General features: G+C 67.2%; 15 protein-coding genes. 6 read left to right on the forward strand and 9 right to left on the reverse strand.

The genetic code is table 11. From position 1 onward, the window contains the following. The first annotated feature begins 489 nt into the window (after positions 1-489). Positions 490-2,040, forward strand: a complete 1,551-nt coding sequence (locus HUA75_RS36565) for an asparagine synthase (RefSeq protein WP_174489037.1) — start codon at positions 490-492, stop codon at positions 2,038-2,040. A gap of 440 nt (positions 2,041-2,480) precedes the next feature. Here HUA75_RS36565 and HUA75_RS36570 read toward each other — a convergent pair whose 3' ends face one another. Continuing rightward, a complete protein-coding gene (locus tag HUA75_RS36570; protein WP_174489038.1) occupies positions 2,481-6,284 on the reverse strand; it encodes an FG-GAP-like repeat-containing protein in 3,804 nt (1,267 codons plus the stop codon). Positions 6,285-6,819: 535 nt separating this feature from the next. On the opposite strand from HUA75_RS36570, the gene HUA75_RS48090 reads away from it, so the two are divergent. Together HUA75_RS48090 and HUA75_RS36580 are read left to right on the forward strand one after the other, a co-directional pair. Further along, positions 6,820-7,200: a helix-turn-helix transcriptional regulator gene (locus HUA75_RS48090; protein WP_174489039.1), complete on the forward strand. Its 381-nt coding sequence runs from the start codon at positions 6,820-6,822 to the stop codon at positions 7,198-7,200. 173 nt (positions 7,201-7,373) lie between these two features. Beyond that, positions 7,374-8,822, forward strand: a complete 1,449-nt coding sequence (locus tag HUA75_RS36580) for an FAD-binding protein (protein WP_174489040.1) — start codon at positions 7,374-7,376, stop codon at positions 8,820-8,822. A gap of 1,067 nt (positions 8,823-9,889) precedes the next feature. On the opposite strand, the gene HUA75_RS36585 is transcribed toward HUA75_RS36580, so the two are convergent. The 4 genes from HUA75_RS36585 to HUA75_RS36600 form a co-directional block, all read right to left on the reverse strand. Further along, the gene (locus HUA75_RS36585; RefSeq protein WP_174489041.1) at positions 9,890-10,441 is read right to left on the reverse strand and encodes a hypothetical protein; all 552 of its coding nucleotides are present in this window, start codon (positions 10,439-10,441) and stop codon (positions 9,890-9,892) included. Beyond that, a complete protein-coding gene (locus HUA75_RS36590; protein WP_371746274.1) occupies positions 10,438-11,328 on the reverse strand; it encodes a FecR domain-containing protein in 891 nt (296 codons plus the stop codon). Before HUA75_RS36590 ends, HUA75_RS36585 begins: the two co-directional genes overlap by 4 nt. Positions 11,329-11,458: 130 nt before the next feature. Continuing rightward, positions 11,459-12,019 carry an RNA polymerase sigma factor gene (locus HUA75_RS36595; RefSeq protein WP_141642085.1) on the reverse strand — a complete coding sequence of 187 codons (561 nt, stop codon included), beginning with the start codon at positions 12,017-12,019 and terminating at the stop codon, positions 11,459-11,461. Positions 12,020-12,068: 49 nt separating this feature from the next. Further along, positions 12,069-12,986: a hypothetical protein gene (locus tag HUA75_RS36600; RefSeq protein ID WP_174489042.1), complete on the reverse strand. Its 918-nt coding sequence runs from the start codon at positions 12,984-12,986 to the stop codon at positions 12,069-12,071. Between the two features lie 77 nt (positions 12,987-13,063). Between HUA75_RS36600 and HUA75_RS36605 the strand changes: the two genes are divergently transcribed. Next, positions 13,064-14,848 carry a DUF1588 domain-containing protein gene (locus HUA75_RS36605; protein ID WP_174489043.1) on the forward strand — a complete coding sequence of 595 codons (1,785 nt, stop codon included), beginning with the start codon at positions 13,064-13,066 and terminating at the stop codon, positions 14,846-14,848. Continuing rightward, a complete protein-coding gene (locus tag HUA75_RS36610; RefSeq protein WP_174489044.1) occupies positions 14,845-16,452 on the forward strand; it encodes a DUF1552 domain-containing protein in 1,608 nt (535 codons plus the stop codon). Before HUA75_RS36605 ends, HUA75_RS36610 begins: the two co-directional genes overlap by 4 nt. 107 nt (positions 16,453-16,559) lie before the next feature. Here HUA75_RS36610 and HUA75_RS36615 read toward each other — a convergent pair whose 3' ends face one another. The 4 genes from HUA75_RS36615 to HUA75_RS36630 form a co-directional block, all read right to left on the reverse strand. After that, positions 16,560-17,987 (reverse strand): tetratricopeptide repeat protein, encoded by a 1,428-nt coding sequence (locus HUA75_RS36615; RefSeq protein ID WP_174489114.1) that lies wholly within the window; start codon positions 17,985-17,987, stop codon positions 16,560-16,562. Positions 17,988-18,309: 322 nt separating this feature from the next. Next, positions 18,310-18,963 carry a glutathione S-transferase family protein gene (locus HUA75_RS36620; protein ID WP_141642089.1) on the reverse strand — a complete coding sequence of 218 codons (654 nt, stop codon included), beginning with the start codon at positions 18,961-18,963 and terminating at the stop codon, positions 18,310-18,312. A gap of 34 nt (positions 18,964-18,997) precedes the next feature. Beyond that, entirely contained in the window at positions 18,998-21,202 is a 2,205-nt protein-coding gene (locus HUA75_RS36625; protein WP_174489115.1) for a di-heme oxidoredictase family protein, read from the reverse strand. Positions 21,203-21,407: 205 nt separating this feature from the next. Further along, entirely contained in the window at positions 21,408-22,436 is a 1,029-nt protein-coding gene (locus HUA75_RS36630) for a hypothetical protein (protein ID WP_174464080.1), read from the reverse strand. 236 nt (positions 22,437-22,672) lie between these two features. Here HUA75_RS36630 and HUA75_RS47240 point away from each other — a divergent pair, with 236 nt between their 5' ends. Continuing rightward, positions 22,673-23,170 carry a hypothetical protein gene (locus HUA75_RS47240; RefSeq protein ID WP_254627954.1) on the forward strand — a complete coding sequence of 166 codons (498 nt, stop codon included), beginning with the start codon at positions 22,673-22,675 and terminating at the stop codon, positions 23,168-23,170. Positions 23,171-23,444: the final 274 nt, after the last annotated feature.

Here is a 23,444-nt window from a genome sequence, read left to right on the forward strand (position 1 = left end):
CCCCGAGTCAGCGACGACGACATCGAGGTGATCTAATCTGCTCAATCGCAGCAATCCGACCAGCGGTTCAGCTTGCCAATATTGCTGTCGCCATCATCCGGAACGTTGCTGTCGCACCACTCCAGCGTCGAGTCATGACAGCCCCTGACGGTCGACCAGCGAGACATGCAGCCAGCGCATTCCTGGCGCAGCGGCCGCGATGACGCGGGCCTGCCACGGACTGGGCTTGTTGTGTCTGCCCAATAGCAATGGCATGATAGTCGGCCTGGCGGCTTCAGAGTCGCCCGGTGTTGGGCGCCTCCCACCAGGCAGGAGGAGATGGTCATGACCACGTCGTCCAAGTCGAAGCGGTTACAGGCGCAGCTCAAGGTACTCGACAGCGTACTGCCTGCCTCCACGGTGTCCGACCCCGGAGCGCCAACGGCTCCGAAGATAGACGAGGGCAACGACCGGTACGGCGGCTATCCCTAAGTCCATCGATTGATCGCGATGTTGCACGCCGACCTTGCGTTCGATGACCTTGCAGCCCCCCTTGGCCTCGTCGAGGGGGGCTTTTCCATCGGAAGATCGCGGGTCTTGCTCGTGCAGCACCGGATGTTGCGGGCCGTGCTCCTGGAGGGCGCCGAGCGGATCGTCGCCATTGTTCTAGAACGCTTCGCAGACGACCCGGAAGGGATTGAGCATGTCGTCGGCGCTACGGAAGGCTTGATCCAAGAACACCTCGATGAGCTTGAAGACTACCCGCTTGATTTCGCCGCATTGACCATCGACCGTCGGCGGCGGGCAATCCGCTACACGGCGTCGCCGACGATATCGATCCCGGTCTATTGCCTCGCGACGGAGGGCCGCGTTCGCTTCGATTGGGACTATGCCCGCCTGCTCGGCACCAGCCCCCACGAGATGGTGTGGGACTACGCGCTCGCCCAGATTGCCGGCATCTCCACCTATGGCCCGGCGACGATTCTGTCGGGGCTCTATCGCGCCACGGCAGGGGCGACCCTGGTGGTTACCACGGCGGGGGTGGATGCCGTTCTGCCAGAGCCCGTGCGCCACGACGGTCCACGCGAGACGCCGCACGGTGTCGATGTCGAGGCGTTGTTCCGAGAAACGGTGATCTCAATCCTCGACGCGCGCCCCCTTGACCCGCGGCGAACCGCGGTGGAGCTGAGCGGGGGTATGGACTCGGCGCTGACCGCTCTCGCCACGGCGCATGTGACTGGCGCCGGCGCGATGAGCATGGGCGCGCAGTTCGACGGCGCGATGGGTGAAGCACAACGCGCGCGCCGCCTGCTGTTGTGCCGTGCTGGCGGCTTCGCCGACCTTTCCCTACCGGCCGAGCGTTATGCCCCATTCGCCCCACGGAGCTTGCGGCGACGCCGCTATCAGGTGTGGCCCGAAGATGAGAACTACCCTGAAATCTTCGAAGCCGCATTTCACATGCTGCGCGCCGCGGGAATCGACACGCTCGTCTCGGGCTTCGGTGGGGACGAGCTCTATTTCGCCTATCGAGGCGAGGCCGAGGAGGCTGGGGTCGCGGCCGAGCCGCCGTCGTGCCCGTTCCTCACGGCCCGAGGCATGGCTACCGCGCTCAGCGCGCGCAGCACCTATCCGTCGGCCTGGCTGCAGCAGACCTGTTGGCAAAGCGCCGCGAGCCAATCGCAGCGCGTGCTGCGGTACGGCCTATGGCCGGTCTATCCCTATCTGAACGTCGCCCTGGCGAGATTTGTCTCACGCCTGCCCGCAACGCTCCGACGGGACCGCCGCATCCTGCGCCGGACGCTGACCCAGTGGCTGGGCGAACCGGCGTTCGAGACGGCGTACGTCAAGGAGAGCTTCGACCCGGTGGCGCGACGTGGCATCGCCGAGAACCGCGCCTATCTGCAACAGCTCGTCAAACAATCTCCGCTCTCGCGCCATGGAGATATCAACACCGCCGCCATCCTCGCGGCGCTGGCCGGCGACATCGACCGGCTCGATAGGGCCAGCTACAACGCGCTGTTCCGATTCCTTAAAATCGCCTGTTTCTTCCAGTCCGACTGAGCATTCTGGAGCAAGGACAGCCAGCCACCCGTGCCTACCCCCAATTCGGTCGCTGCGTCATGGATACGTCAGGCCAGTCCCGCATGTCGTCAATGCGAGTGAGCGCAGCACCAGCGAGTTGGCAGGGGTACCGGCATCGTCAACCTGGCCACGAGAGCGGAGCATTCCCAGCGGCCCGAGTGGGCCATCCCAGACGGCCAGAATGGCGGGCACCCGGTCGAGGGCCTTCAGGTATGCCAGCACGCGCCGCCTGCCGTCACTCCACGCGGGCCAACATGTCTAGCGCTTTCCGTCCTGCGCGGAGGCCCTGCCAAATCCAATCCTGGCGCGAACTCCTTCGTCGACTCCACCGTCGCGGCGAGGGCTGGGCTCGCGGCTCCAGCCCTGGCTTCGCCCCCGCCTGAGTGGGGCGCTATCGTGTTCGGAACGACAGCGCCTCTTCATTTCATATGCAGCAGAGTGGTAATTGTTTCCCCGAAGATGCTGCCCACCAGGACCTCGAGGACTCCGTCGTGGTCGACGTCCAGCAGGGCCAGCTCCGTGGGGAGTATTCCGAGGGTCCCGAAGCACCTTCCCGGGAGCCAGTCTTCGATTCCCCTGGAGGGCACGACACATATGGCTTGGTTTCGCACGTCGGAGACGAGAAGCTCTGGCACCCTGTCTCCGTTCAGATCCTCTATCGCGAGGCCCGAGGCGGTACTGCCGACGGGTTGAAGTTCTTTCGGGAAGAAGATGAAGTCACCCCAGGCCATGATGGGAAGCACCCCGACCCGCCCACACGAGACCGTCATGTCCACTCGGCCGTCAAGGTTGAGATCCTCGACCACCAATTTCGATGCGCTACAGGATACCCCGGGGGTGTACTCGCGCACTTTGAGCAGTCTGCCGTCTGCTCGCGCCTCGAACATGATGATCTCGAAAGCCGGTGCGACGGGACGTAACACCAACAGGTCCGCCCGGCCGTCCCTGTTGAGATCCGTCAGCGCGAGCTGCCTTAGCGAAGAGTAGGCGGCGAGCTTGCCTCCGTCCTCGAAGGTGCCGTCGCCCCGGTTGCGCAGCAGGTACACGTTGTTGGTCTGATACCCGGAGAAGTTGAGATGGGTGTTGAAGACGACATCCAGGTCGCCGTCGCCGTCCACGTCGCCTGCGGCGAACAGGTCTCCGATGGCACCCTCGGAAACATCGCCCAATAGGAGCGGCTCAGGCTCGGTGAAGGTGCCATCCCCCCTGCCGCGCACCAGCGACAGGTCGCGGACGGCCGGAGGGCCCGTGAGGCTCCTCACAAGCAGGTCCGTGGTGGGTCCCGCGTCGAACCGGCCTGGCAGTAGTTCCTCGGCGCCTGGTGGCGCGGTGGATGGGCCCCGGGGCACGAGTCCTCCCTCCGCCCGGGTGAGGTGTACCTGGAGGTCGCCGTCCATCAATGAAGCCACGTCCTTCCAGCCGTCGCCATCAAAGTCAGCCGTCGCGAACCGGTGGCCGATAGGCGGTGGCTGCGGGGCCTCCAGGTCCCGAATCACTCGCACGTTTCGGTGCATTTGACTGAGCACGGCGATGTCCAGTCGGCCGCTGCCATCGAAGTCCGCCACAGCGAGGCGTGTGGGGTGCTCCGTCGTGGGGATCTCCCGCAGCGTGAAGGACCCATCCCCGAGACCTTGCAGCAGCGTGACAACACTTTTGTCGATACGGACGTACGCGAGGTCCACCGCGCCGTCACCATCCAGGTCGCGCGCGACGAGGTCGCTCATGGGCCCCCAGTAGGGGCGCCACGTGTGGTGGTGCAGGACCGTGGGGGCCCCGAAGCGCCCGCGGCCGTCGCCCCGCAGGAGGAGGATGGAGGCCTCGTCATTCCCTATCGCCAGCGCCGCGATGTCGAGGTGGCCGTCCCCGTCGAAGTCCGCGGCCTCAGCGACAGAGATCCGCCCCTCGAGAGATCCGAGATGCTCCTTGGTGAAGTCGAGGCGGCCCCTCCCAATGAAGGCATGGAGGGTCGATCCCACCACCATCACGTCCGCCAGTCCATCCTCGTCGAAGTCTCCGGAGACAACCGCGCCGCGGGGGGTGACGAAGTCCTCGAAGGCAACGGCCATCTCACCGCCCCCTGTGTGGCGCAGGATGACGAGGCTGTTGCGCTGGGACACCACGAGTTCGGGACGTCCGTCTCCATCCAGGTCCGCGGCGACAGGGGCCGTAGGGTAGGGGGCGTCGTCCGGGGCCAGGACCCTGCTCGTCACCGCATCATGAAAGTCGCCATTGCCACGGCCGAGGAAGACGTGGACGCTCTCGCCAAAGAAGAAGCTGGGATTGACGGCGACGAGGTCAAGCACTCCATCCCCATCCATGTCCACGGCGACGAGATGGTTTTTCGTCGCCGGGGTGTCGAACTCCGCGAACAGGTCGAAGCTGCCGTTGCCGCGCCCCCACAGATAGCTGAACCCCGAGGGGTAGTCAGTGCCGACGACGAGGTCCGGCCTACCGTCCCGGTCGAAGTCACCGCTCGTCAGGGGGGCATTGAAGTTCCCGGTATCTGAAGCCAACTCCAGCACCGGAGAGGCGCCTAGCTCCACCTCGCAGCGGCGCCCGATGGGATCCAGCGGCACCGGGAGCGTGCTCGCGAAGGGCCGCGCGCCGGGGACGGTGGCGGTGATGCGCATCCGGGCCGCAGCAGCGGCGCCGGGCACGTCCCGGGAGCGGTTCCAGCGGAAGATGTGCGGCATTCCCACGGAAGATGTAGCGAGCGCCTCCAGTCCGGAGGTCGGCGGGAATCCGGGCCACAGGTACCGGGAGTCGCTGGCCTGCGTGGCCCGCCGGAACACTCCGTCTCCCGTCGAGTCCACTTCCACGAGGACGTCGGCGCGCTCGCCGTCCACCTGTCGCAGGGAGTACTCGATGTAGCGGCAGCCCGTCTCGTCCGCTGGCGCCTCCAGCCCGTACACCTCCGCGGGCGCGGGGTGCGTCCTCACCAGCGCGGGGGCCATCGCCGCGTCACCCGAGCCCACGGCGTTGTGAGCGGTAACGGTGATGACCTGCGCTCGCGTGCTGGGCACCGACTCCAACACGGCCTCTCGCGCGCTTGCCCCCACCTCCACACGCACTCCCGATGGCTCGGCGAGCACGGTGAAGCCGATGAGGGCCGAGCGGCCGTCGGAGACAGGCGGCCCCCACGAGACGAAGAGTGAGCGCACCCCGGGCTCCACGTGGACGACGGAGGGAGCCCCGGGCCGCGCGGGAGTGCGCGCGGTCGCCGAGGCGGCGTCCGGCCCCTGGCCCACCGCGTTCCGCGCGGCCACGGTGAAGGTGTACGTGGTGTCGTCCAGCAAGCGGGTGAAAGTGACACTTGTCTCGGCGCCGTCCACCTCGAGGGTGGCTCCTCCTGGAGCGGCCATCACCACATAGGCGTCGACCGGCAGGCCACCGGTGTCCTCCGGCCTGCTCCAGGTGACGGACGCCCCGCGAACACTCGGAGTGGCGGACACCGCGACGGGCAGCCCGGGCCACGCAGCCGGCACCACCGAGTGGGAGTGAGCCGAGTCGGGGCCCTCGCCCACGGCGTTGACGGCGCGTACCGTGAAGGTCGTGGACGCTCCATTGGTCAGGCCTCCGAGGACCGCCGTGCGCTCGGCGCTGTTCGCCATGACGCTTCGGCCCGTCGGCCAAGCCGTCACCACATAGTGGAGGATGGAATGGCCCCCGTCGGACGCAGGGGCCTCCCACTCGACGCCCACCTGCCGGTCTCCCTGGCGGATGGCCAGCACCCTGGGTGCGCCTGGCACATCCGGTAGTTTCACGGACTCCACCACCGCCGTGGAGCCCGCGCCCACCGCGTTCCTCGCGGCCACGGTAAACCGGTAGACGCCACCCGCGCGCAGCCCCGTCACGCTCGCGGAGTCTCCTTCCACGCGCACCTGCTGACCGTCCTCGCGCGGGTCGACTTCGACGCCGTAACCGGTGAGGGGACTGCCGCCGTCGTCCTCCGGCTCGAACCAGGTGAGCACCACCCGGCCTGGCTCCCGCGAGGCGGCCAGCGCGCGCGGCGCCGAGGGCGCGGTGAGGTCGGGCGGCTTCGGCTGGAGCTGCTCGCAGCGTGAGGCGTCCGCCACGCACACGTTTAAATCGGGGCAGCACGTCCAACCGGCGGCACAGGGACACGAGCGCTCACCCTCGCTCGCGGGGGAGCAGCCGGAGCACAGCAAGGCTCCCAGCAACAGGGCCAGGGTGCGGGGAAGGAGTCTTCGTGAGGTCGTCATGTCAATCTCCCAAACGGGTCGAGTCCCGAATCTTGTGTATTTTGTCGAGAGCGGTTGGAGAGGGAGTGCCCTGGAGTCATCCTGCGATGATGTCTGGGGTTGACTTCAATGGGGACGTGTCGAGGTAGTGGCGGTCGCGCCAGACGCCGATGACTTCAAGCGCGTCGCCAAGCACTGCGAGCCCCACGCCATAGCGCAGGCCAGTGGTGGAATAGTAAGTGGTTCCCCTTAATCACATACCGAGTCCTGGCTTGAGTTAGCGGGCAGAGTGTGGCGAAAGCACCACCATACTCGGGGAGTTCGAACGCATTGGCCGCGTGGGTGACGAGCTTTTCGAACACGCGCTCGAGCGGCTTCGAGGTGAGCATCCGGTAGAACTGGTTGCGCAGGAACAACCCGGGCCGCGTGCGGGGGGCGAAGAAACCGCCCACGCGCTTCGCGCCGTCCTGTGCCGGTGTCGCATAGGGCCGCAGCCAGGCCTCGAAGCGCGCGAAGGCGTCGGGAAGTCCACGGCCTGCCCGCCGGTGCTCAGCGAGTGGGCGCGTTCGACGACGGTGATGCGCCAGCCCTGGCTCGCGAGGCGACGCGCCCCGTGAGCGGGCGTGAGCGACTCCAGGCCCAGGTGGAAGAGGAAGTGGAGCGAGGAGAACCGTCACTCGCCAGCGTGTGCGCGCGCCTGGGAATGAGCCCGCGCGGTCTCCAGCGCCGACTCAAGGCAGAGGGGCGGACATTCCGCGAAGTGACCGAGGACATCCGCCTGGAGAAGGCCCGCCGCCTGCTTGCCGACGACTCGCTCAACGTCGCGGGTATCGCGGAGCGCGTGGGCTATTCAGATGCACGAGCCCTGCGACGCGCCTTCCAGCGATGGACGGGGATGAGCCCGGGACGCTACCGCCGGAGTACGTCCGCCGCGTGAGCCGTGGGCGCTCCGGGCTCGCGATTTCGGGTGTGCCGTGGCGCGGAGCGGTTCCCATTCGTTCCGTGCTCGGAACGGGTGCGTTGCACACCATGCGTTCGCGCCCGAGGAGAGGGCAATTGTTGGGGGGAGCGGCCTCGGGCTAGAAGTCTCCGACGAAGAAGGAGGAGTGAATGTCGAGTCGAACCGTCTCCCGGAGGACGTTGCTCCAAGGTGCGTTGGTGGCCGTGGCATTCAATCCCCTGAGCCGAAGCTGGGCCTCCACGCTGGAGGCGGGCTCGGCCCCGCTGCCGCCACTCGATGGCGAATTGCTGATGGACACGGCGTCGCGGACCGCGGCCTCGGAGGACTTCGGCCACATCCTCCACCGCACGCCGTGGGCGGTGCTCGTTCCGGGCTCGGTGAAGGACATCGTGGCCATGGTCCGCTTCGCGCGGCGCCAGGGCCTGAAAATAGCCGCCGCTCGGGGCCTCGGTGAGAGCCACAGCACCTTCGGCCAGTCCCAGGTGGCGGCGGGCATCGTCATCGACATGTCCACGCTGTCGACCATCCACGAGATTGACGAGGACAGCGCCTGGGTGGATGCGGGCGTCCGGTGGCACGAGTTGCTCCAGGCCTCGCTTCCGTGCGGCAAGAGTCCGCCGGTGCTGACCGACTACATCGAGCTGAGCATCGGTGGGACGCTGTCGGCGGGGGGCATCGGCGGGCAGGCGTTTCGCTGGGGCCTCCAGGTGGACAACGTCCTGGAAATGGACGTCGTCACGGGACGGGGAGAGCTCGTGCGGTGCTCGCGCTGGCGTGAGCGGCCCCTGTTCGACGCCGTGCGCTCGGGCCTGGGCCAGTTCGGCATCATCGTGCGAGCAAGGGTGCGGCTCGTCGAAGTGCCGCCCCGCGCCCGGACGTACACCGCGCTGTACAGCGACCTCCACCGCTTCATGGAGGACCAGCGGCGGCTCATCGAGGACGGTCGCTTCGACTACGTCGAGGGCTCCGCCGTCGCCTCCAACGGGAGCCGGGCGTATCAGCTCGAGGTGGTGAAGTACTTCACCCCGGGCTCGGAGCCGAACGATGCGAGACTGCTCGCGGGCCTGGGCTTCCAGCCGGGAACGCTCCAGGTGAGCGATGGCAGCTACTTCGACTTCGCCAACCGGCTCGCGCCGCTCGTCGAGCTGCTCAAGCAACTCGGCGTCTGGGGTTTCCCCCATCCGTGGCTGGACATGTTCGTCCCCGCCCGGGCCGCCGAGTCCTTCGTCCAGGAGGTCCTCTCACAGACCACCGAGGCCGACATGGGACAGGGGCCCATCCTGCTCTACCCCTTCCGCGCCTCGGAGCTGACCGCGCCCTTCCTGCGCACGCCCAACGACAGACACGTCTTCCTCTTCTCGCTGCTGCGCACCGCCATTCCACCGACGCCGGAGAACGTCGCCTCCCTCGTGCGGAAGAACCGCGCCATCTTCGACCGGCTCACGGCCATCGGCGGGAAGATCTATCCCGTGGATGCCGTGCCTATGAGTTCCGGCGACTGGCGCCGCCACTTCCACCCCGCCTGGGAGCGGTTCGAGCACGCGAAGGGGCGCTACGACCCGGACCGCATCCTCACGCCGGGACAGGGCATCTTCTGAGCGACACCCCGCCTGTTGTGAGACCACCAGCAGGCGGGGAGCGGAACGAGGGACGCTGACTGGCTGACCCAACGTATGGGAGATGCCCCTTCGCACTCGCCGCACCAGGCTCTGCGCGCCAGCAAGCACTGCATGGCGCGCATGGAGACAGCAGCCTCCGTAGGGCCGTCTCTCTCAGGTTCTCTGCGCACACAGCGCCGAACAGCACGAAAGCAGCCGTCCCTGCGCGAAACTAGCAGTGCCAACGGCGAGCCCTGCCGCGTTGAATGCCTGGAGATGGACTTCAGTGCGCTCCTTTGCCTGCCGAGGACGCAGGCGCGTAGGATTGGCATAAGCGCAGGGCAGCAGGTCGGCTTCGATTCCAACACCAGAGGCGCGAGGCGGGACGCATCAGCCACAGGGGCCGCGTCCCAGTAGCGGCGACTCATGGGAGGAATCATGTCGAGTATTCTCAAGGGCATGCTTGCGGCAATCCTGCTGGTGGGCTGTGGCACGGAGGAGGAAGTCGACTCATCGACCGAGCTCGAGTCCAGAGAGGATGCAATCTATGCCTGCGTTGTAGGGGCCGCGCCCTATTCGCTTTGCAATGGCACCGGCGGCACATGTGTCTATGTCAAGAATGGAAGCCGCAATGCGGACTGCCGCCCAAGGTGCGGAGTCGGGTGTGGAACAGAGCCCGAGGAGTGCTGCATTGGGTATGGGCCCTTTGACTATTGCGAGCTGAACAGGGGCTGCCTCAACTACCCGCCCCCTGGGCTCCCCTGACATTCAGGGAGGACCGTCCGCATCCCTGAGTTCGGGCGAAGTCAGAATCAATCGCGTGGACATCGTCGACGTTGAAGCCCGGGCTTCCACCTGTTTGTGGGACCACCGTCCTCAGCCCTATCAGGGGCCGAGGGCGGTGCGCCTACCCCAAACCTGGTCGCCGCGTCATGGGGTGCGCCAAGGCCGCCATGGGCAACGCGTCAATGCAATTGAGTGAGTCGCGCATGTCATCGCTCTGCCTGGGCTGGCAAAACGGAGCCGGAAGCACCGAGCAACCTTGAGAGTGGAAGCTCAGGAGCTGCTCAAGGCGCGCTCAATGCCTGAACGACCAGCACATCCAGCTCGATGACCTCGCCAGGGACGCCCTCGGCGCCAGTCACTGCCACGGACATCCGTTCCGTTCCCGCCGGAGCCGTCAGCTCGCGCGCGGTCCGGACCCACTTGGAGGAAAGCACCGGGCTGGAGAGCAGGTCCGACTGCAGCTCCCGGCCGCTTGCATCGCGCCAGCTGACCCGCATCTCGGCGACCGGGGAGCGCTCCGACATCCCGCGCACCCAGAACGAAGCGCGGTGCGCCCCCGGGGATGCGGCGAACCCGGGCCAGTTGTCGAGGTGCACGCCCCAGCCATACGGCTCGGTCACCTCCACGCGCAGGACTGCTTCACCTTCTCTCGCGTCGGTGGACGCTCTCGAAGCGGTGACGCCGTACCACGCAATCCAGGCGCCAGGCCCCGTCTCCAGGGAAGCCGACTCGGCATCGAGCAGATTGGACGTCGCCGAATGGTCGATGATGGCGGGCTCGCACGCGGTCAGCGCCGCTGCCAGCCACAGCAGGCTCCAGCCTCCCCGTTTCATCGCGCGCTCTCGCGGTCTCGGCCCTCGCAGGCCAGCGTCCCACGGGCACGCTGGACCGCCTCCGCGTAGTGCCCGCGCTGGAACTGCTGTTCGTGCCGGGCCCAGTGGGAGCAGGCACGCCGCGCGTCCTTGAGCTGGTACGTCAGCAACGAGCCCAGCTCGAAGCTCAGGCGCTCCCGCGTCGCCACCGGCTGCTTGCGCATCGCCTCCTCGAGGTACCTCGCCGCTTGCTCGAACTCGTGCCGACCGCGAAGGACCTCCAGCTCTCGCAAGACGTCCTCCGCGCTCGGAGTACGAACCGGTGTGGAGGGAACACGAGTGGGAGCAAGCTTCGGGCTGGGCGCCGCCAGCGGTGCGGGCCTTCCCGACTCGGGAGGCGCTGACTCGGGAAGGGCTGGCTCGGAGGGCACGGCCACCGGCCACGCCAACGTCTGCCCCACCCCCACGGGAACCACCGCGCCACTGAGCCCACGAAAGGCAATGGCGCCTTCGTGCAGGGTGACGGTGCCTTCCCCTCCCCGCTCCTCCACCGTGAAGCGCGTGCCCATCACCTCGATGGCGCCGCCCGACACGAGCACGACGGCGGGAGGCGCGCCTGGCTGGCGGTGATTCACCGAGAACTCCGCGCGACCGTGGACCAGTCGCACGCCGGAGGGTTCACGACGAACGACGAGCGGCCCCTGGTTCCTGAGGGTGATGCCTCGGGCCACGTCCATCAGGGCGGCCTCGCCCCCTTCAATCATCACACCCGCGGCATCTTCCCGCGCCATGAGGTCCACACTGGCCCGCGCGACCTCGAGTCCCCCGAGAGAGCGTGCGGAGGGGGCCCGCATGAAGAACACCGCGAAGGCCAGCGCCACCGCCGACGCGGCGAGTCCCCAGAACACGGGACGCCTGTGCCATGCGGGCTTCGGCGCGCGTGAGTTCCGCAGCCGCGACCACAATCGGGCCCGGACGGCGGGTGGCATCCCTTGCTCGCGGCGGAGCGGGTCTTCACGCCGGAGCTCTGCACGGAAGTCACGGGGAGCCATCATCCACCTTCCATCCCCAGGCCGTCAGGCGGCCCTGGGCGCGGCTGATCAACTTCGACACGTAGCCCTCTGACAGCGAGAGGAGCTGGGCAATCTCGCGCTGGCTCAGGTCGTCCAGAAGCTTCAAGGTCATCACCACCCGCTCCTGCCCCGGCAAGCGGTCCAACGTCGCCGTGGCGCTGCGCAACGCCTCGCGCCGCACGAGGGCCGCCTCCGGCGTGGACTCCGTCTCCGCGGGGTGCACAGGAAACAAGAGCTCGGCGATGCGCTGTCGGAACGTCTTCTCGCGCCGCAGGGCGGAGAACGCCACGTTCTGCGTGACTCGAAAAAGCCAGCCCCTCACATCCTCCTCGCGCAGCCAGGCCTGGTGCTCCCACGCCTTGAGGAAGACGTCATGTGCGACGTCTTCAGCCCAGCCCGACCGACCCGCCGCATACCGCATGGCCCAGACGTAGACGTCCTCGGCGTGCTCCTCGTAGAGCGTGTCGAATGACACAGGCCGGGCAGGCAGGGCGAGCGGGGCCTTTGAGTGCGGAGCACGCGACATCCATCACCTGCGAACCTACGAATGAAGCGGGAGAAACTTTCCTCGGAGGCTACTGCCCCCAAGAAAGCTGGGCGCCGGTTTCGAGCCTCACCCCTCCCCGAGACCACAGTGTCTCGCCCTCGCGCACATGCGTCACTGGCCGCAGCACCCCCAGGGCCACGCGCAACTCCGCCGCCAGACGCTCGGTGAACCGCCACCGGAGCTTCATCCGGGCCCAGCCCGCGGGAGACACCTGGGTACCGGTCCGGCCCGACGCCCAGGCGTCCTCGAGTCGGAAGGTGTGGAGGACGAGGCCCGCGCCCACACCCGGTTCGAGCTGCAGGTGCTCCTCCACGGGGAGCCGATAACTGAAGAAGGCGCCACCTTGCGCCTCGAACACGGTCAGCGCCGCATCGCGGGACACCCCGAGCCCCGCCTCCGCCTCCAGGCCGAAGGCCCCCAGGCCCCGCCTGACGGAGAGCAGGAGGTGTGGATCGACTCCAGGTCCGTGCCAGAGCGTCCCCAGCCCCAGGCCCAGGTCCAGCTCGGGGCGCGCTGGGGCGGCAGCCACCTCCACGGGAGGCTGGAGCACGAACTCGGGCAGAGGCGGCTCCGGCTCGGGCGGCTCCGGCTCGGGCTGCACCGCCCGCGTCATCTCGGAGAGCTTCTGTGCGACCTCCAGATGAAGCTCCGCGATGGAACCCCGTCCCACTCGGACGCCCTGTTCCACCCGTTGCCGCGGCCCGACGGCCTCGAGCAACAGCCCTTCGGGAGTGCGGCTCGCACGCAGTCGAAGCTGGGCCGGACTCTGTGGGGAGACGACCGCGAAGCCCTCCTGAATCAGCCGCAGGGCCACCTTGCGCTCCAACTCCACCGCGTCCCACCGCCGATAGTCCTGCTCGGGAAGCGCGCGCAGGTCGAACGACACCGACACCACCGGGGACTGGGTCAGGGCGACGAGGGAGAACGCGCAGAGCAGAGCAAGCATGCGGTGATGGCGAGAGTACCGTCGCCGGTGGCCCACCGGGCAGGAAAGTATTTTCGGCCCCGCGCGTAGCCAGGGACATGACGCTTCCTCGCTCCGTGGGCATCCTGCTTCTTTGCGCTGGCGTGGTCGCCTGTGAGGGCTCCGCCCAGCACACCCATCACCCCGGCGGAAACGAACCGGATCCGCCTCCGCCGGCCACGTCCGATTCCGTCCGTCCGGCGCCAGCGAAGTTCTCCTGTGACGCGAGCGCCGTCCCCGCGGACCTTCCGTTTCCCCGGCTGTCCCGGACGCAGGTGATGAACTCGCTTCGCTTCTCCCTTGCCCGTGCGCTGCCGAACGAGGCCGACGCCGTCTGGGAGAACCTCGCCCCCCTCCTTGCCCGCTACCCCACGGACCAGCGCACTCCCGCGCCTGGTGACTTGAAGGGTGGCTTCAGCCGGCTGGACCAGTCCATCCAGCAGACCCAGATTGACGTCATGTATGACCTGGGCAACGCCGTGGCCCAGGAACTCACCAGCACCGACGCGCGCCGCAACGCGCTCCTGGGAAGCTGCGCGAGCGACAGCCAGACCGCCAACGACCGGGCCTGCCTGGAGACCTTCATCCGGGGATGGGGCTCCCGCGTCCTGCGCTACCCGCTGCCGACGGCGGAGGTCACCGCCTTCGCGGACATCGCCGGGGCCACGCCGGTGAACAGGGCGGCGGTGGCGGATGTCATCACCACCGTCCTGAACTCGCCCTGGTTCCTCTACCGCGTCGAGCACGGCACCGCCGCCGGCCAGCCGGTGAGCCCCCTCTCCGCGTTCGAGCTGGCCGCGAAGCTGTCCTACCAGCTCTGGCAGGCGCCTCCGGACGACGCACTCTGGGCCGCGGCGACCGATGGCTCGCTCCTGACCGAGAGCGGCTTCAGCGCCCAGCTCGACCGGATGATGAAGAGCCCCCAACTGCGAGGCTCCCTGGACGAGTTCGTCAGCGAGTGGCTGCGGCTCGAGGAGCTGCCGTCGCTGGAGGCGCTCCGCAACGACCCGGTCTACCGGTCCTTCGTCGGAGCGCAGATGCCCTTGGACGCCACGCGCACCGCGATGTTCGAGGACGTCCAACTCTCCGCCTGGAACACCGTCGTGTCCGGTGGCACGGTGAGCGACTTCCTTCATGACAAGAGGTCCTACACGGCGGACCCCTTCCTGGCCGGCATCTACGGTGTCCCCGTCTGGAGTGGCTCCGGTCCGGCGCCGGTCATGCCGTCCCAGAACCGCGGCGGACTGCTGACCCGCGCGGCGTTGCTGGCCACGGGGACCCCGTCGACGCGTCCCATCCACAGGGGCTACCTGGTGCGAAACGCCCTGCTCTGCCAGCAAGTCGGGGCCCCTCCGCCCAATGCCAGCACCAGGCCGCCCGCGCCGACGGAGCGCATGACGACGCGACAGGTGGTGAGCCAGCTCACCTCCGGAGGCAGTTGTGGGGGATGTCATAACAACACCATCAATCCACCGGGCTTCGTGCTGGAAGGGTTCGACGCGCTCGGACGGGAGCGCGACGTGGAGCGGCTGTTCAACCCGCAGGGCCACGAGACGGCAACGCCCTCCGTGGACACCTCGGCGGACGTGTTGCTCTACGACTCCGAGCAACGCGTCATCTCCAGCGCCTCGGAGCTGTCGCGGATGATTGACGACAGCCAGCTCTTCGAGTCCTGCGTCGCGCAACACTACTTCCGCTTCGCGCATGCTCGCGTGGAGTCCACTTCCCGCGATGGGTGCCTTCTTTCGGAGATGGAGACGGTCGCGCGCAGCGGCGCACCGATGGCCGACCTGCTGAAGACCGTCGTCCAGCATCCCACGTTCAAGCAGAGGAGCTTCCAATGAGCAACACACCTGTCTTCCGTTGGGACCGCCGCATGTTCCTGCGCGGCGCGGGCGGAGCCGTGCTGGCTTTGCCGCTGCTCCCATCGCTCTTGAGCCCCCGCGAAGCGAAGGCCCAGGCCGCCTGGCGCCCGAAGTCCTTCGTGCATTTCCGCACCCCCCACGGCGCCATCTTTGGCGCGAGCATGTGGCCGGGGGACCCGGCGCTGACGCAGTCCCTGTTCTACGCGGACCACGACGTGCGGCGGGGAGACCTGGCCGCGACGGCCCAGGCGAACGGTGATGCGGTCATCAGCCGGGTGCTGACCGCGAAGTCGTCCGTGCTCACGCCCACGCTCATCTCGAAGATGAACATCCTGCGGGGACTCGATTTCCCCCTGTACATGGGTCACAACTTCGGCGCCCCGCTGGGCTACTACGACTTCGACAAGCAGAGGCCCGGCTCACCTCGAGCGACCATCGACCAGGTGATGGCCTATTCACCGGCCTTCTACCCGAGCGTCGCCTCCGTCCGGAAGCGAAGCGTCGCCATCGCCGGCGCAAGCACCTCGACCGGCAGCTGGGGATACAACACCCCCGGGGTTCGCTCCTCCGGAGTCGCCTCCAGCGCCATCGGCGGCACCGAGAGTTCGCTCGCCCTCTTCGACACCTTGCTGGCCGGCAGCAGCAACCCCGGCACCGCCCGGACTCCCGTGGTGGACAAGGTCCTCGAAAGCTACCGGCGGCTGCGCAACGGCAACAGTCGGCTCTCGGCCGAGGACAAGGGGCGACTGGACCAGCACATCGACGCGGTCGCGGAGCTGCAGCGCCGGCTGGAGACCACCAGCACCGGCTGCCAGGTGCCAGCCCGTCCCACCACCGACAACCTGTCGCTGCGAAACTCCAGCTCCTTCGCGGGAGACCCCGCGAAGAACGTCGAGTACTTCCGGCTCATCAACGAGGTGCTCGCCGTGGCGATGAACTGCGGCGTCTGTCGCGTCGCCACCATCAGCATCGACGAGCACAACCAGAACCTGACCTTCACCCCCCGCGCGCCCCAGGGCGAGGACTGGCACAACAACGTCGTTCATCCCTCGACCGTGCCCGGGGCGAACCAGGACCTGGTGGTCCAGTTCAACCAGGTCTTCTTCTCGCAAGTGTTCCTCGACCTCGTCTCTCGCTTCGAGCGGTTCTCGAACGGCGCGGGCGGGACCCTGCTGGATGACTCGCTGCTCGCGTGGGGACAGGAGAACGGCAACACGCCCCACTTCTCCTTCTCCGTCCCGGTGGTGACGGCCGGGAGCGCGGGGGGCGCCCTCAAGACGGGCAACTACTGCGACTACCGGAACATCACGCGCAAGGTGAGCGGCGACTCGAGCACGGGCAGCGAGGGCAGCTTCCTGTGGTCGGGCCTTCTCTACAACCAGTGGCTCGGCACGGCGCTCCAGGCGATGGGCATCCCGCAGGCGGAGTGGAGCGAAACCGACCACTCCGGCTACGGCTGGAAGGCGTCGTACCAGTCCACCTACGAGTACCTCTTCACGAACAAGGGCTTCAGCTCGGCGCAGGCCTATCCCGCGGTGATGTGGCAGAAGGCTGGAGAGCTGCTGCCGTTCCTCTCGCCCTGACAGACCCGAGGGGCCACGTGTGCCGCCCCCAGCTTCGCTGCATCGCTCACGCGCCAAGGCCACGGTCGGCTGTGCGTCAAGGCGCGTGAGCGAGGCCCTTCAGACTGTCATTTCGAACCCGGCTCCAGCTTCCGCAATTCTCGCTCCGCGTGCTTGCGTTGAGCCGCGGTGCCCTTGCGCTGCAGGAAGGACCGATAGGCCTTGATGGCCTCGGGTCCCTTCCCCATGTCCCGAAACAAATCGCCCCGATTCAGGTGGAGCACGTTGCGCTCGCGGCCCGTCTCGGTGAGCAGCGCCAGGCATTCGTCGAGGACGGCCTCGGCCTGGGACCACTCCTTTTGGGACCACAGCGCGAAGCCGAGGTTGTTGAGGATCTCCGCCCGGAGGTCGATGGTCGCATTCAACTGCTGGTTCATCTGCTTCCTCAGGCTGGCGTCCTCCACGGTGATCGCGGCCAGGGTGCCCTCAATGGTGAGCCGGCCGCTCTCGAGCCATGTCCGGTACAGCGTGGTCCACGCTGCGAGCGCCTCCTTCTGGTGCCCCGTTTTCCACTGACTGAGTGCCTCCTCGTTCGCGGCGAGCAGGCCCTGGTGGGTGCGACGGAAGTCTTCCAACTCCATCCGGTTCGCGTCCTCCATCTTCTTCGTCAGCCTTCCGTCCTCCGCCATCTCCTCGAACTCCGGAAGGGAGTATTCGCGCCCCATGTATTCCTTGCACGTGACGCTGGCTTCGCCCGTCTGCGCGAACGTGCAATCACAGGTAGGAAGCGCGGTGCCCCCACCCGTCCAGCTCATGGAGTACACCGTCTGGGGAAGTTCGAACTCCGTTTCGCCGAAGGAGATGGTCTCGTCGAGACACTCGCAGAGTTCCCGGGTCATCGCCTCGCTGGCGGTGGCGTTCACCTCGGAGGTGAGGCTGTCGACGACCCACAGGCCGCACTCCTTCGGGGACGCGGCGAGCAGCCAGCGGGAGTTGGGCAGGTAGGACCAATTGAGCTTGCGAGCCCCTCCGCCCCGGGGACCCAGCACCTTCTCCAGGGCGACCGCTGCCGCTGGGAAGGTCTCCACGGGGGAGCGGGCCTCATCCGGGGAGAGGGAGACGACCCAGGCCTCCTTCACGCGCCGCAACCGGAGCAGACACCGCTGAGCACCATTGCCAAAACGGACCGCGGCGGAGGTCTCGCTCTCGGGCTCGGGGATGAGCCGCGCGACCTTGCCCATCGTCGGACAGCCATTGAGCGGCAGACTCGTTCGTACCAGGGCCGGGGCAACGGGCTGCCCCGTGCGTGGGTCCACCACGAAGAAGGCATCATGGAACGGAGGATTATCCGAGGACTCGCGGGTCCGTGGGCTGGGGACGACGAAGTAGCCCACGCGAAGTCCGGCCTCCGGGAGTTCGACCCAGAGTTCCTCCAAGAGGAAGCGTCCGCCGCGCCAGTCCTGGAAGGCGGGGGTCTTCTTGAGGTTCGCCGACGAAATCTCCGGGGAGGTCGCGGGCGCGATGGCGACAAGGAGTGGCAGGAGGAATGAAAGCATGGGCCGTCTGTGACTGTAGTCCTCGCGCTGCCTTCGCGCGAAGTCCGGAACGCAGCGGTTCGTGTCGCTGAGGTTGAGCCACGGCGTCGCGGGCGACCAGGTGGTCACCGCGATGGAGAAGCTCAAGCAAGAGGGCAAGTACGGCTACATCGACTTGCGCGCCGTCCTGGACGACAAGGGCGAGGGATTATTCAAGACGCAGAAGGAGTGGGCGCAGGAGCCGGAGGACGACCAGAACCGTCCCGTCAACGGCCCCAGGCCCGGGTTCACCGACGCGCTTCGACTGGCACGGCAGCCCTCCCCGGGGCGAGCCAGCGTGCCGTCACGCGGTCGGCGGGGCGGCGTTGAACACCGCTCGTTGCGCGGCGAACGCACGCTGGTAGGCGGGCCGCGCTTCGGCGCGGGCGATATAGGCGGCGAGGCTCGGATACGCCTCGAGAATGCCCGACGTCTGCAGTCTGCGCAGGACCGTCACCATGAGGATATCGGCCGCGCTGAAGGCGCCTCCGAGCCAGTCCGCGTCGCCGAGAAACGCGGAGAGGTCGTCCAGCCGTTTCCGGATGAGGGTGTCCAGCGCGCGCAGGCGATGCTCGTACCAGGGCTGGTCGCGCTCGAGAATCATCACCAGACTGCGGTCGAAGATGGGCGGCTCAACCGTATTGAGCGCCGCGAACATCCACGCAATCACGCCCGCGCGGCCATTCGCGTCTTCCGGCAGCAGGCCGGCATGGCGCTCCGCGATGTGGAAGACAATCGCGCCGGACTCGAACAAAGCGAGACTCCCCTCCTCATAGGTCGGAATCTGACCGAACGGATGCAGCGCCTTGTGCGCGGGCTCCTTCATCGCCTCGAACGACAGCAGACGGACGTCGTAGGACTGGCCCACTTCCTCCAGCGCCCAGCGCACCCGCATGTCCCGCGCCAGCCCGTTGCCGCGATCAGGTGAGCGCTCAAAGGCGGTGATGGTGATGGTCATGTCCTGCTCCTTGCCCTCACCCATATCACTCCCGTCAGAGTGACTGGATGAACTTGAGCAGGGCCGCCCTCAGGGAGCCGCCCAGGGTGCGGAAGGCCTCCTTGGAGGACTCAGCTTCTCCACCGTGCCACAGGATGGCCTCGGAGAGGCTGCGCGCACGGCCGTCATGCAGATAGGCCTCCCCGCCGCTGACGCCAGCCGTCAAGCCAATGCCCCAAAGAGGTGGCGTGCGCCACTCCGCTCCCGTGGCCCCCTCCTCGGGGAGGTTGTCCGCCAGCCCCGGTCCCATGTCATGCAACAGCATGTCGGTGTAGGGACGAATCACCTGGCTGCGCAGCTCGGCGTGGGGGTGATACGGGCTGGTCGCCAACGTCGCGACGTGGCACCGGGCACAGCCCATGCTGCCGAAGAGGCCTTCCCCCTGAAGCGCCTGAGCGTCAGTGAGATTGCGGCGCGCGGGGACCCCGAGCAGGGCGACGTAGCGCACCATCCTATCCAGGTCCGCGTCAGCCAACTCGGTGCTTGCTCCGACACAGGTCTGTCCCGAGCCGCAATCCGGAACAGGGAAGACAGAGGTGGTGACCCCCATATCGACATTGAGCGCGCTCGCGATCTGATGCCTGAGCCGCGCCTTGCCCGCCTTCCAACCGAAGCGCCCCATGCGCGCCTGGCCCGTCTGTGGATCAACCACGGTCTGCATGCGACCCGAGATGCCGTCGGCATTGGCGTCGTTGGGATCGGCGAGGCTGGCAATCATGTTCTCATCGAGCGCCTCCAGCAGTCCCAGCCCGACCAGGGGCGGAGTGATTCGGGCCGAATGGTGCGTGGGAACGGGCCCCGTGAAGCTGTAGAGGGGGCGCCGCAACTGATAGCCCGTGCCATCACCGAACGTGCCGTTCGTTACCGTCCAGCCCGAGATGCTCACGTTGCCCTCGGGGCTCCCGCTGGTGCTCTGCGGTTGAAGGACCCACCCCAGTCCAGGATGCGCCGTCACGGTGGTGCCGACCGCGCCCACCCTGACGGTATAGAGGAGAGGAGGCGCGAGGACGACGTGGCCAGGATTCCCTCCACTGGCGCCACCGCCGTTCACCGTGAAGCTCACCGGGGACGTCGTGCTCAGCCCCCCCGAGATGTTGCCGATGGTGAAGTGGTACTGGACGGCCGTGCCCGCCGGGATGTTCTTGAGGAGATGGGTGTTCGCGTTGGAGCTGTCATGCGCCATCCGGAAGCTCTGCTGGGCGCCTCCGTTGAGCTTGTAGTGAAGGTCCGCCCAGGGCGCGTCATTCACATAGAAGCGCAAGGTATACAGGGACGTCGCCGGGTCGGGAGGAAGCCCGCGGCCATTGTTGGTGTGACAGGCCACGCAGCTGCGACCGATATAGGAGGGCCCGAGCTTGTTCTGCTGCGCGGTGAGGCTTGGGTTGCCAGCCTCCGAGTGGGAGCCATCGCTGAAGTCGGTGTGATGCAGGCGCCGCCCCTCGACGAATGGCTGAGCGTTCCCCGGCGCCGTGTTCGTCGCCATCTGCTTGAACAGGTGCGCCGGCTCGTTCGAGTAGCTGTAGCCAAGCGTCGTGCGCCCTCCCAGCCAGGCGGTCTCCGGCAGGGGAAACGAGTCCAGGTTCGAGCCCCTTCCTTCCCAGGGCACCATGCCACCCTGGCCCACGATGTAGAGGAACGCCGTCCCGTAATAGTTGGCGCGTCCCACGACGGGAGGGAGCAGGAACGGGCTGATTTCAATCTCCATGCGGTCGCCCATCTGGATCCGCCGGTTCTCCTTCGCATTGTAATTGATGGTGGCCGTGTAGTGCAGTGGATCCACCTGCGTCATGTCCACGTTGAACCAATACTGAGAGAGCACCGCCTGCCCCTGGTAGAACGCGCGGAAGTCCGGCGTGTCCAAGGGCCAGAGCGTGGTGATGTTGACGGTGATGTCGCCGCCACCCTTGGCGACCCTGTCGATGATCTCAATGCCGTGGGTGCGGTATTCGAAGTACAGCGGCAGGTAGTGCTCGTAGCTTTGGAACTGGGATTCACGGGCGTGGCGATCACGCGACCGGTCCGCGAGGCGGGTGATGAGCGCCGTCGGCGTATCCACCACGACCGCGGGCTCCAGCGGGGTGCTGGAGTCGAAGAGCGGGACCACCGAGAGCATGGACGCCGGCATCGAGGAAGGCGCGGGCTGCGCTTCATCGCGCTCGGCCTGGGGCGCGTTCCCGCAGGCGCCGATGAACACCCCCATGATGGCCAGACTCCAAGCCGCCGCTCGTGTGCTGGAAGGTTCTCTCATGCCCTGAAGTCTATCGCATCAAAAGCCGGAATAGACTGATTTCGAGCTTAACTCGCCATATGTATGGCGTCTGTGTGGAATGAGATAATCGAGCGGCTTGCTCAGGCGCGCCCTGGCGTCATCCGTCTGGATGACGCACACCGCCCATACACCAGCGCTACAGGAACTCGTCCCCTCCCCCAGCCTCCGGCTCCTGCGCGGAGAGCAGAACATTCCCGGGCCGCTGCTCCACGCGGAGGCCCAGGCCCAGGGCCGTCAACTCCTCGAGCGCGGCGAGGGCCTCCATGACGGGCTGGACATCCGCGACCCGGGCAGGCACGGCGATGCGCTCCAGACGCGAGCCCACCCGCTCCAGCAGCACGTGCGGAGGGAGTGCCTCGATGTATCGGCCATACAGATAGGCGGGCGCGCTCAGCTGGGCGACCTCGGAGGGTGAGAGGGTTGCGACACTCGTATCGAAGCGCGCCCTCACCTCCTCCACCGAAGTGTCCTGACGCCACAGCCCGAGCAGGGAGCGCAGGAAGTCCATCAACGGTTGCGCCCGGGACGAGCCCAACTTCGCCGAGGCGACCTCCAGCGCCCGCTCGGCGCGTGCGGTGTCCGGCTCGACGAAGAACAGCGGCAGCACTTCTTCGATGCCTGGGGTGTAGAGGGGTTCGGCGAGTTGCTCCGGCGCACCCGCGAACGCGCGCAGCGTCTCGGGTTCGAGCGGCTCACCCGCGAGCCACCGGCACCACAGCGCCTCCAGCGAGCCCGCGGCGAGCGAAGCGCGGCGCAGCAGATGGGGTCGGGCCTGCTCCACGCCTCCGAACAACACGACGGTCACCAGGTCCGCGGTGCAAGGCCCCTCGGGGAACTCGAGCGCATCCACCCCCGTCCAGCGCGCGTACCGTTTGCGCTTCAGGTCGCGCTGGACCTCGCTCGCCACCTCGCTCCACGCGGACCAGGGCACACCCAGCGCCGCGTAGTCCTTCCGGAGTCCCTCATCCGCGGGGGCCGAGACCTCGTTGGGGCGCTTCTTGAAGTCGGTCCGCACGCGCTTGAGTTCCTTCGCGAGCGCGGGCAGCTCTTCCGCTGGACAGCCCCCAGTCAGGAGCCGGAGGCGGGAGATGGGGACTCCGGGCAACTTGAGCAGCCAGGATTTGAACGCCGACCAGGCGGGTGCGGAGAGGTCTCGGGATTCCACGGTCTGTCCTCGTTCAGGCGCCAGGCCCGCGCCCCCTCGATGAGGCATGGGGTCATGTGGCCTGCCTGGTCCATCATGAAAGTTTGCTCCGGTGATGGCTACGCCCTCGGCCTGGACCCCCGGGGCGTCCAGGCTTTGTCGGCACATGTGGTCGGTCGAGCGCCAGCGTGGGCCCGGAGGGCGTGGTGTGCTCCATTTTCTGTCAGCCCCTCGCAGCCGAACGATATGCTGAACTCATGGAGACGCTGACTGACTGGCTCTTGATTCTTCTACCCTTCGCGGGATTGGTCTCGCTCTGGCTCGTCACGAACGCACGCGAAAAGCAAGTCGCCGAAATAGTATACCGAGCCGTGGACGAAGGCCGGCTGAGTGACGTCAAGTCCATGCTCTCAAAGCATGCCTTTCCGAACCAGCGCACAGTCGTCGTCGCGACCTCCATCGTCAGAGCCGTTCAATCAAGACAACCTGCGATCCTCGACTTTCTTCTCAGCAAAGAGCTGAAACCCATATCACTCACTCAGAAGCTTGATTCATTTCTTCACGAGCAGTCGCTGAGAGGTGGCTGGAGGGGCGTTGTTCTCTGGCAGTCGCGAACCTCGCACATGTTCGAGCCTTGGAGAGACCTGAGCAAAAGCGATAAACTCAAGCTGAGAAGCAGGGCCTCTCGCGGCGACACGGTAGAAACGGCAAAGGCCCATCTTCGTGGCGAACGTGGACGATGGACCGTCCCATGAAGAGGGAGAAGCTCGGCCACCCTGCATGAGTGCGTCAAAACGCGCATCACGACGGTGATCGATGCTCACGGCGAGCCGCCTTCCCCCCACTGAAGGAGCGCGAGTCAGCGCCGGGCGGGAGGGAGGCTCACCTCCGTCTTGCCGGGGGATGCGACGCCCTCACTCCTCGCGAACGCGCTCGGCATCAACCTCCCCGGCTCCAACCCGGATGGCGGCACCGCGGCGCGCTGAACCGCCCCTGCCGCTCCGTCTTCCGCCGTTCGGAGGCTGGGTG

It is taken from the genome of Myxococcus sp. CA040A, from assembly GCF_013336725.1.
GTDB classification, from domain to species: domain Bacteria; phylum Myxococcota; class Myxococcia; order Myxococcales; family Myxococcaceae; genus Myxococcus; species Myxococcus llanfairpwllgwyngyllgogerychwyrndrobwllllantysiliogogogochensis.

What these genes read in the sequence shown, in the direction of transcription:
- HUA75_RS36565 (WP_174489037.1), top strand. Translation starts at nt 490, where the DNA reads ATGTTGCACGCCGACCTTGCGTTCGATGACCTTGCAGCCCCCCTTGGC.
- HUA75_RS36570 (WP_174489038.1), bottom strand. Translation starts at nt 6,284, where the DNA reads ATGACGACCTCACGAAGACTCCTTCCCCGCACCCTGGCCCTGTTGCTG.
- HUA75_RS36580 (WP_174489040.1), top strand. Translation starts at nt 7,374, where the DNA reads ATGTCGAGTCGAACCGTCTCCCGGAGGACGTTGCTCCAAGGTGCGTTG.
- HUA75_RS36585 (WP_174489041.1), bottom strand. Translation starts at nt 10,441, where the DNA reads ATGAAACGGGGAGGCTGGAGCCTGCTGTGGCTGGCAGCGGCGCTGACC.
- HUA75_RS36595 (WP_141642085.1), bottom strand. Translation starts at nt 12,019, where the DNA reads ATGTCGCGTGCTCCGCACTCAAAGGCCCCGCTCGCCCTGCCTGCCCGG.
- HUA75_RS36600 (WP_174489042.1), bottom strand. Translation starts at nt 12,986, where the DNA reads ATGCTTGCTCTGCTCTGCGCGTTCTCCCTCGTCGCCCTGACCCAGTCC.
- HUA75_RS36605 (WP_174489043.1), top strand. Translation starts at nt 13,064, where the DNA reads ATGACGCTTCCTCGCTCCGTGGGCATCCTGCTTCTTTGCGCTGGCGTG.
- HUA75_RS36610 (WP_174489044.1), top strand. Translation starts at nt 14,845, where the DNA reads ATGAGCAACACACCTGTCTTCCGTTGGGACCGCCGCATGTTCCTGCGC.
- HUA75_RS36615 (WP_174489114.1), bottom strand. Translation starts at nt 17,987, where the DNA reads ATGCTTTCATTCCTCCTGCCACTCCTTGTCGCCATCGCGCCCGCGACC.
- HUA75_RS36620 (WP_141642089.1), bottom strand. Translation starts at nt 18,963, where the DNA reads ATGACCATCACCATCACCGCCTTTGAGCGCTCACCTGATCGCGGCAAC.
- HUA75_RS36625 (WP_174489115.1), bottom strand. Translation starts at nt 21,202, where the DNA reads ATGGGGGTGTTCATCGGCGCCTGCGGGAACGCGCCCCAGGCCGAGCGC.
- HUA75_RS47240 (WP_254627954.1), top strand. Translation starts at nt 22,673, where the DNA reads ATGGAGACGCTGACTGACTGGCTCTTGATTCTTCTACCCTTCGCGGGA.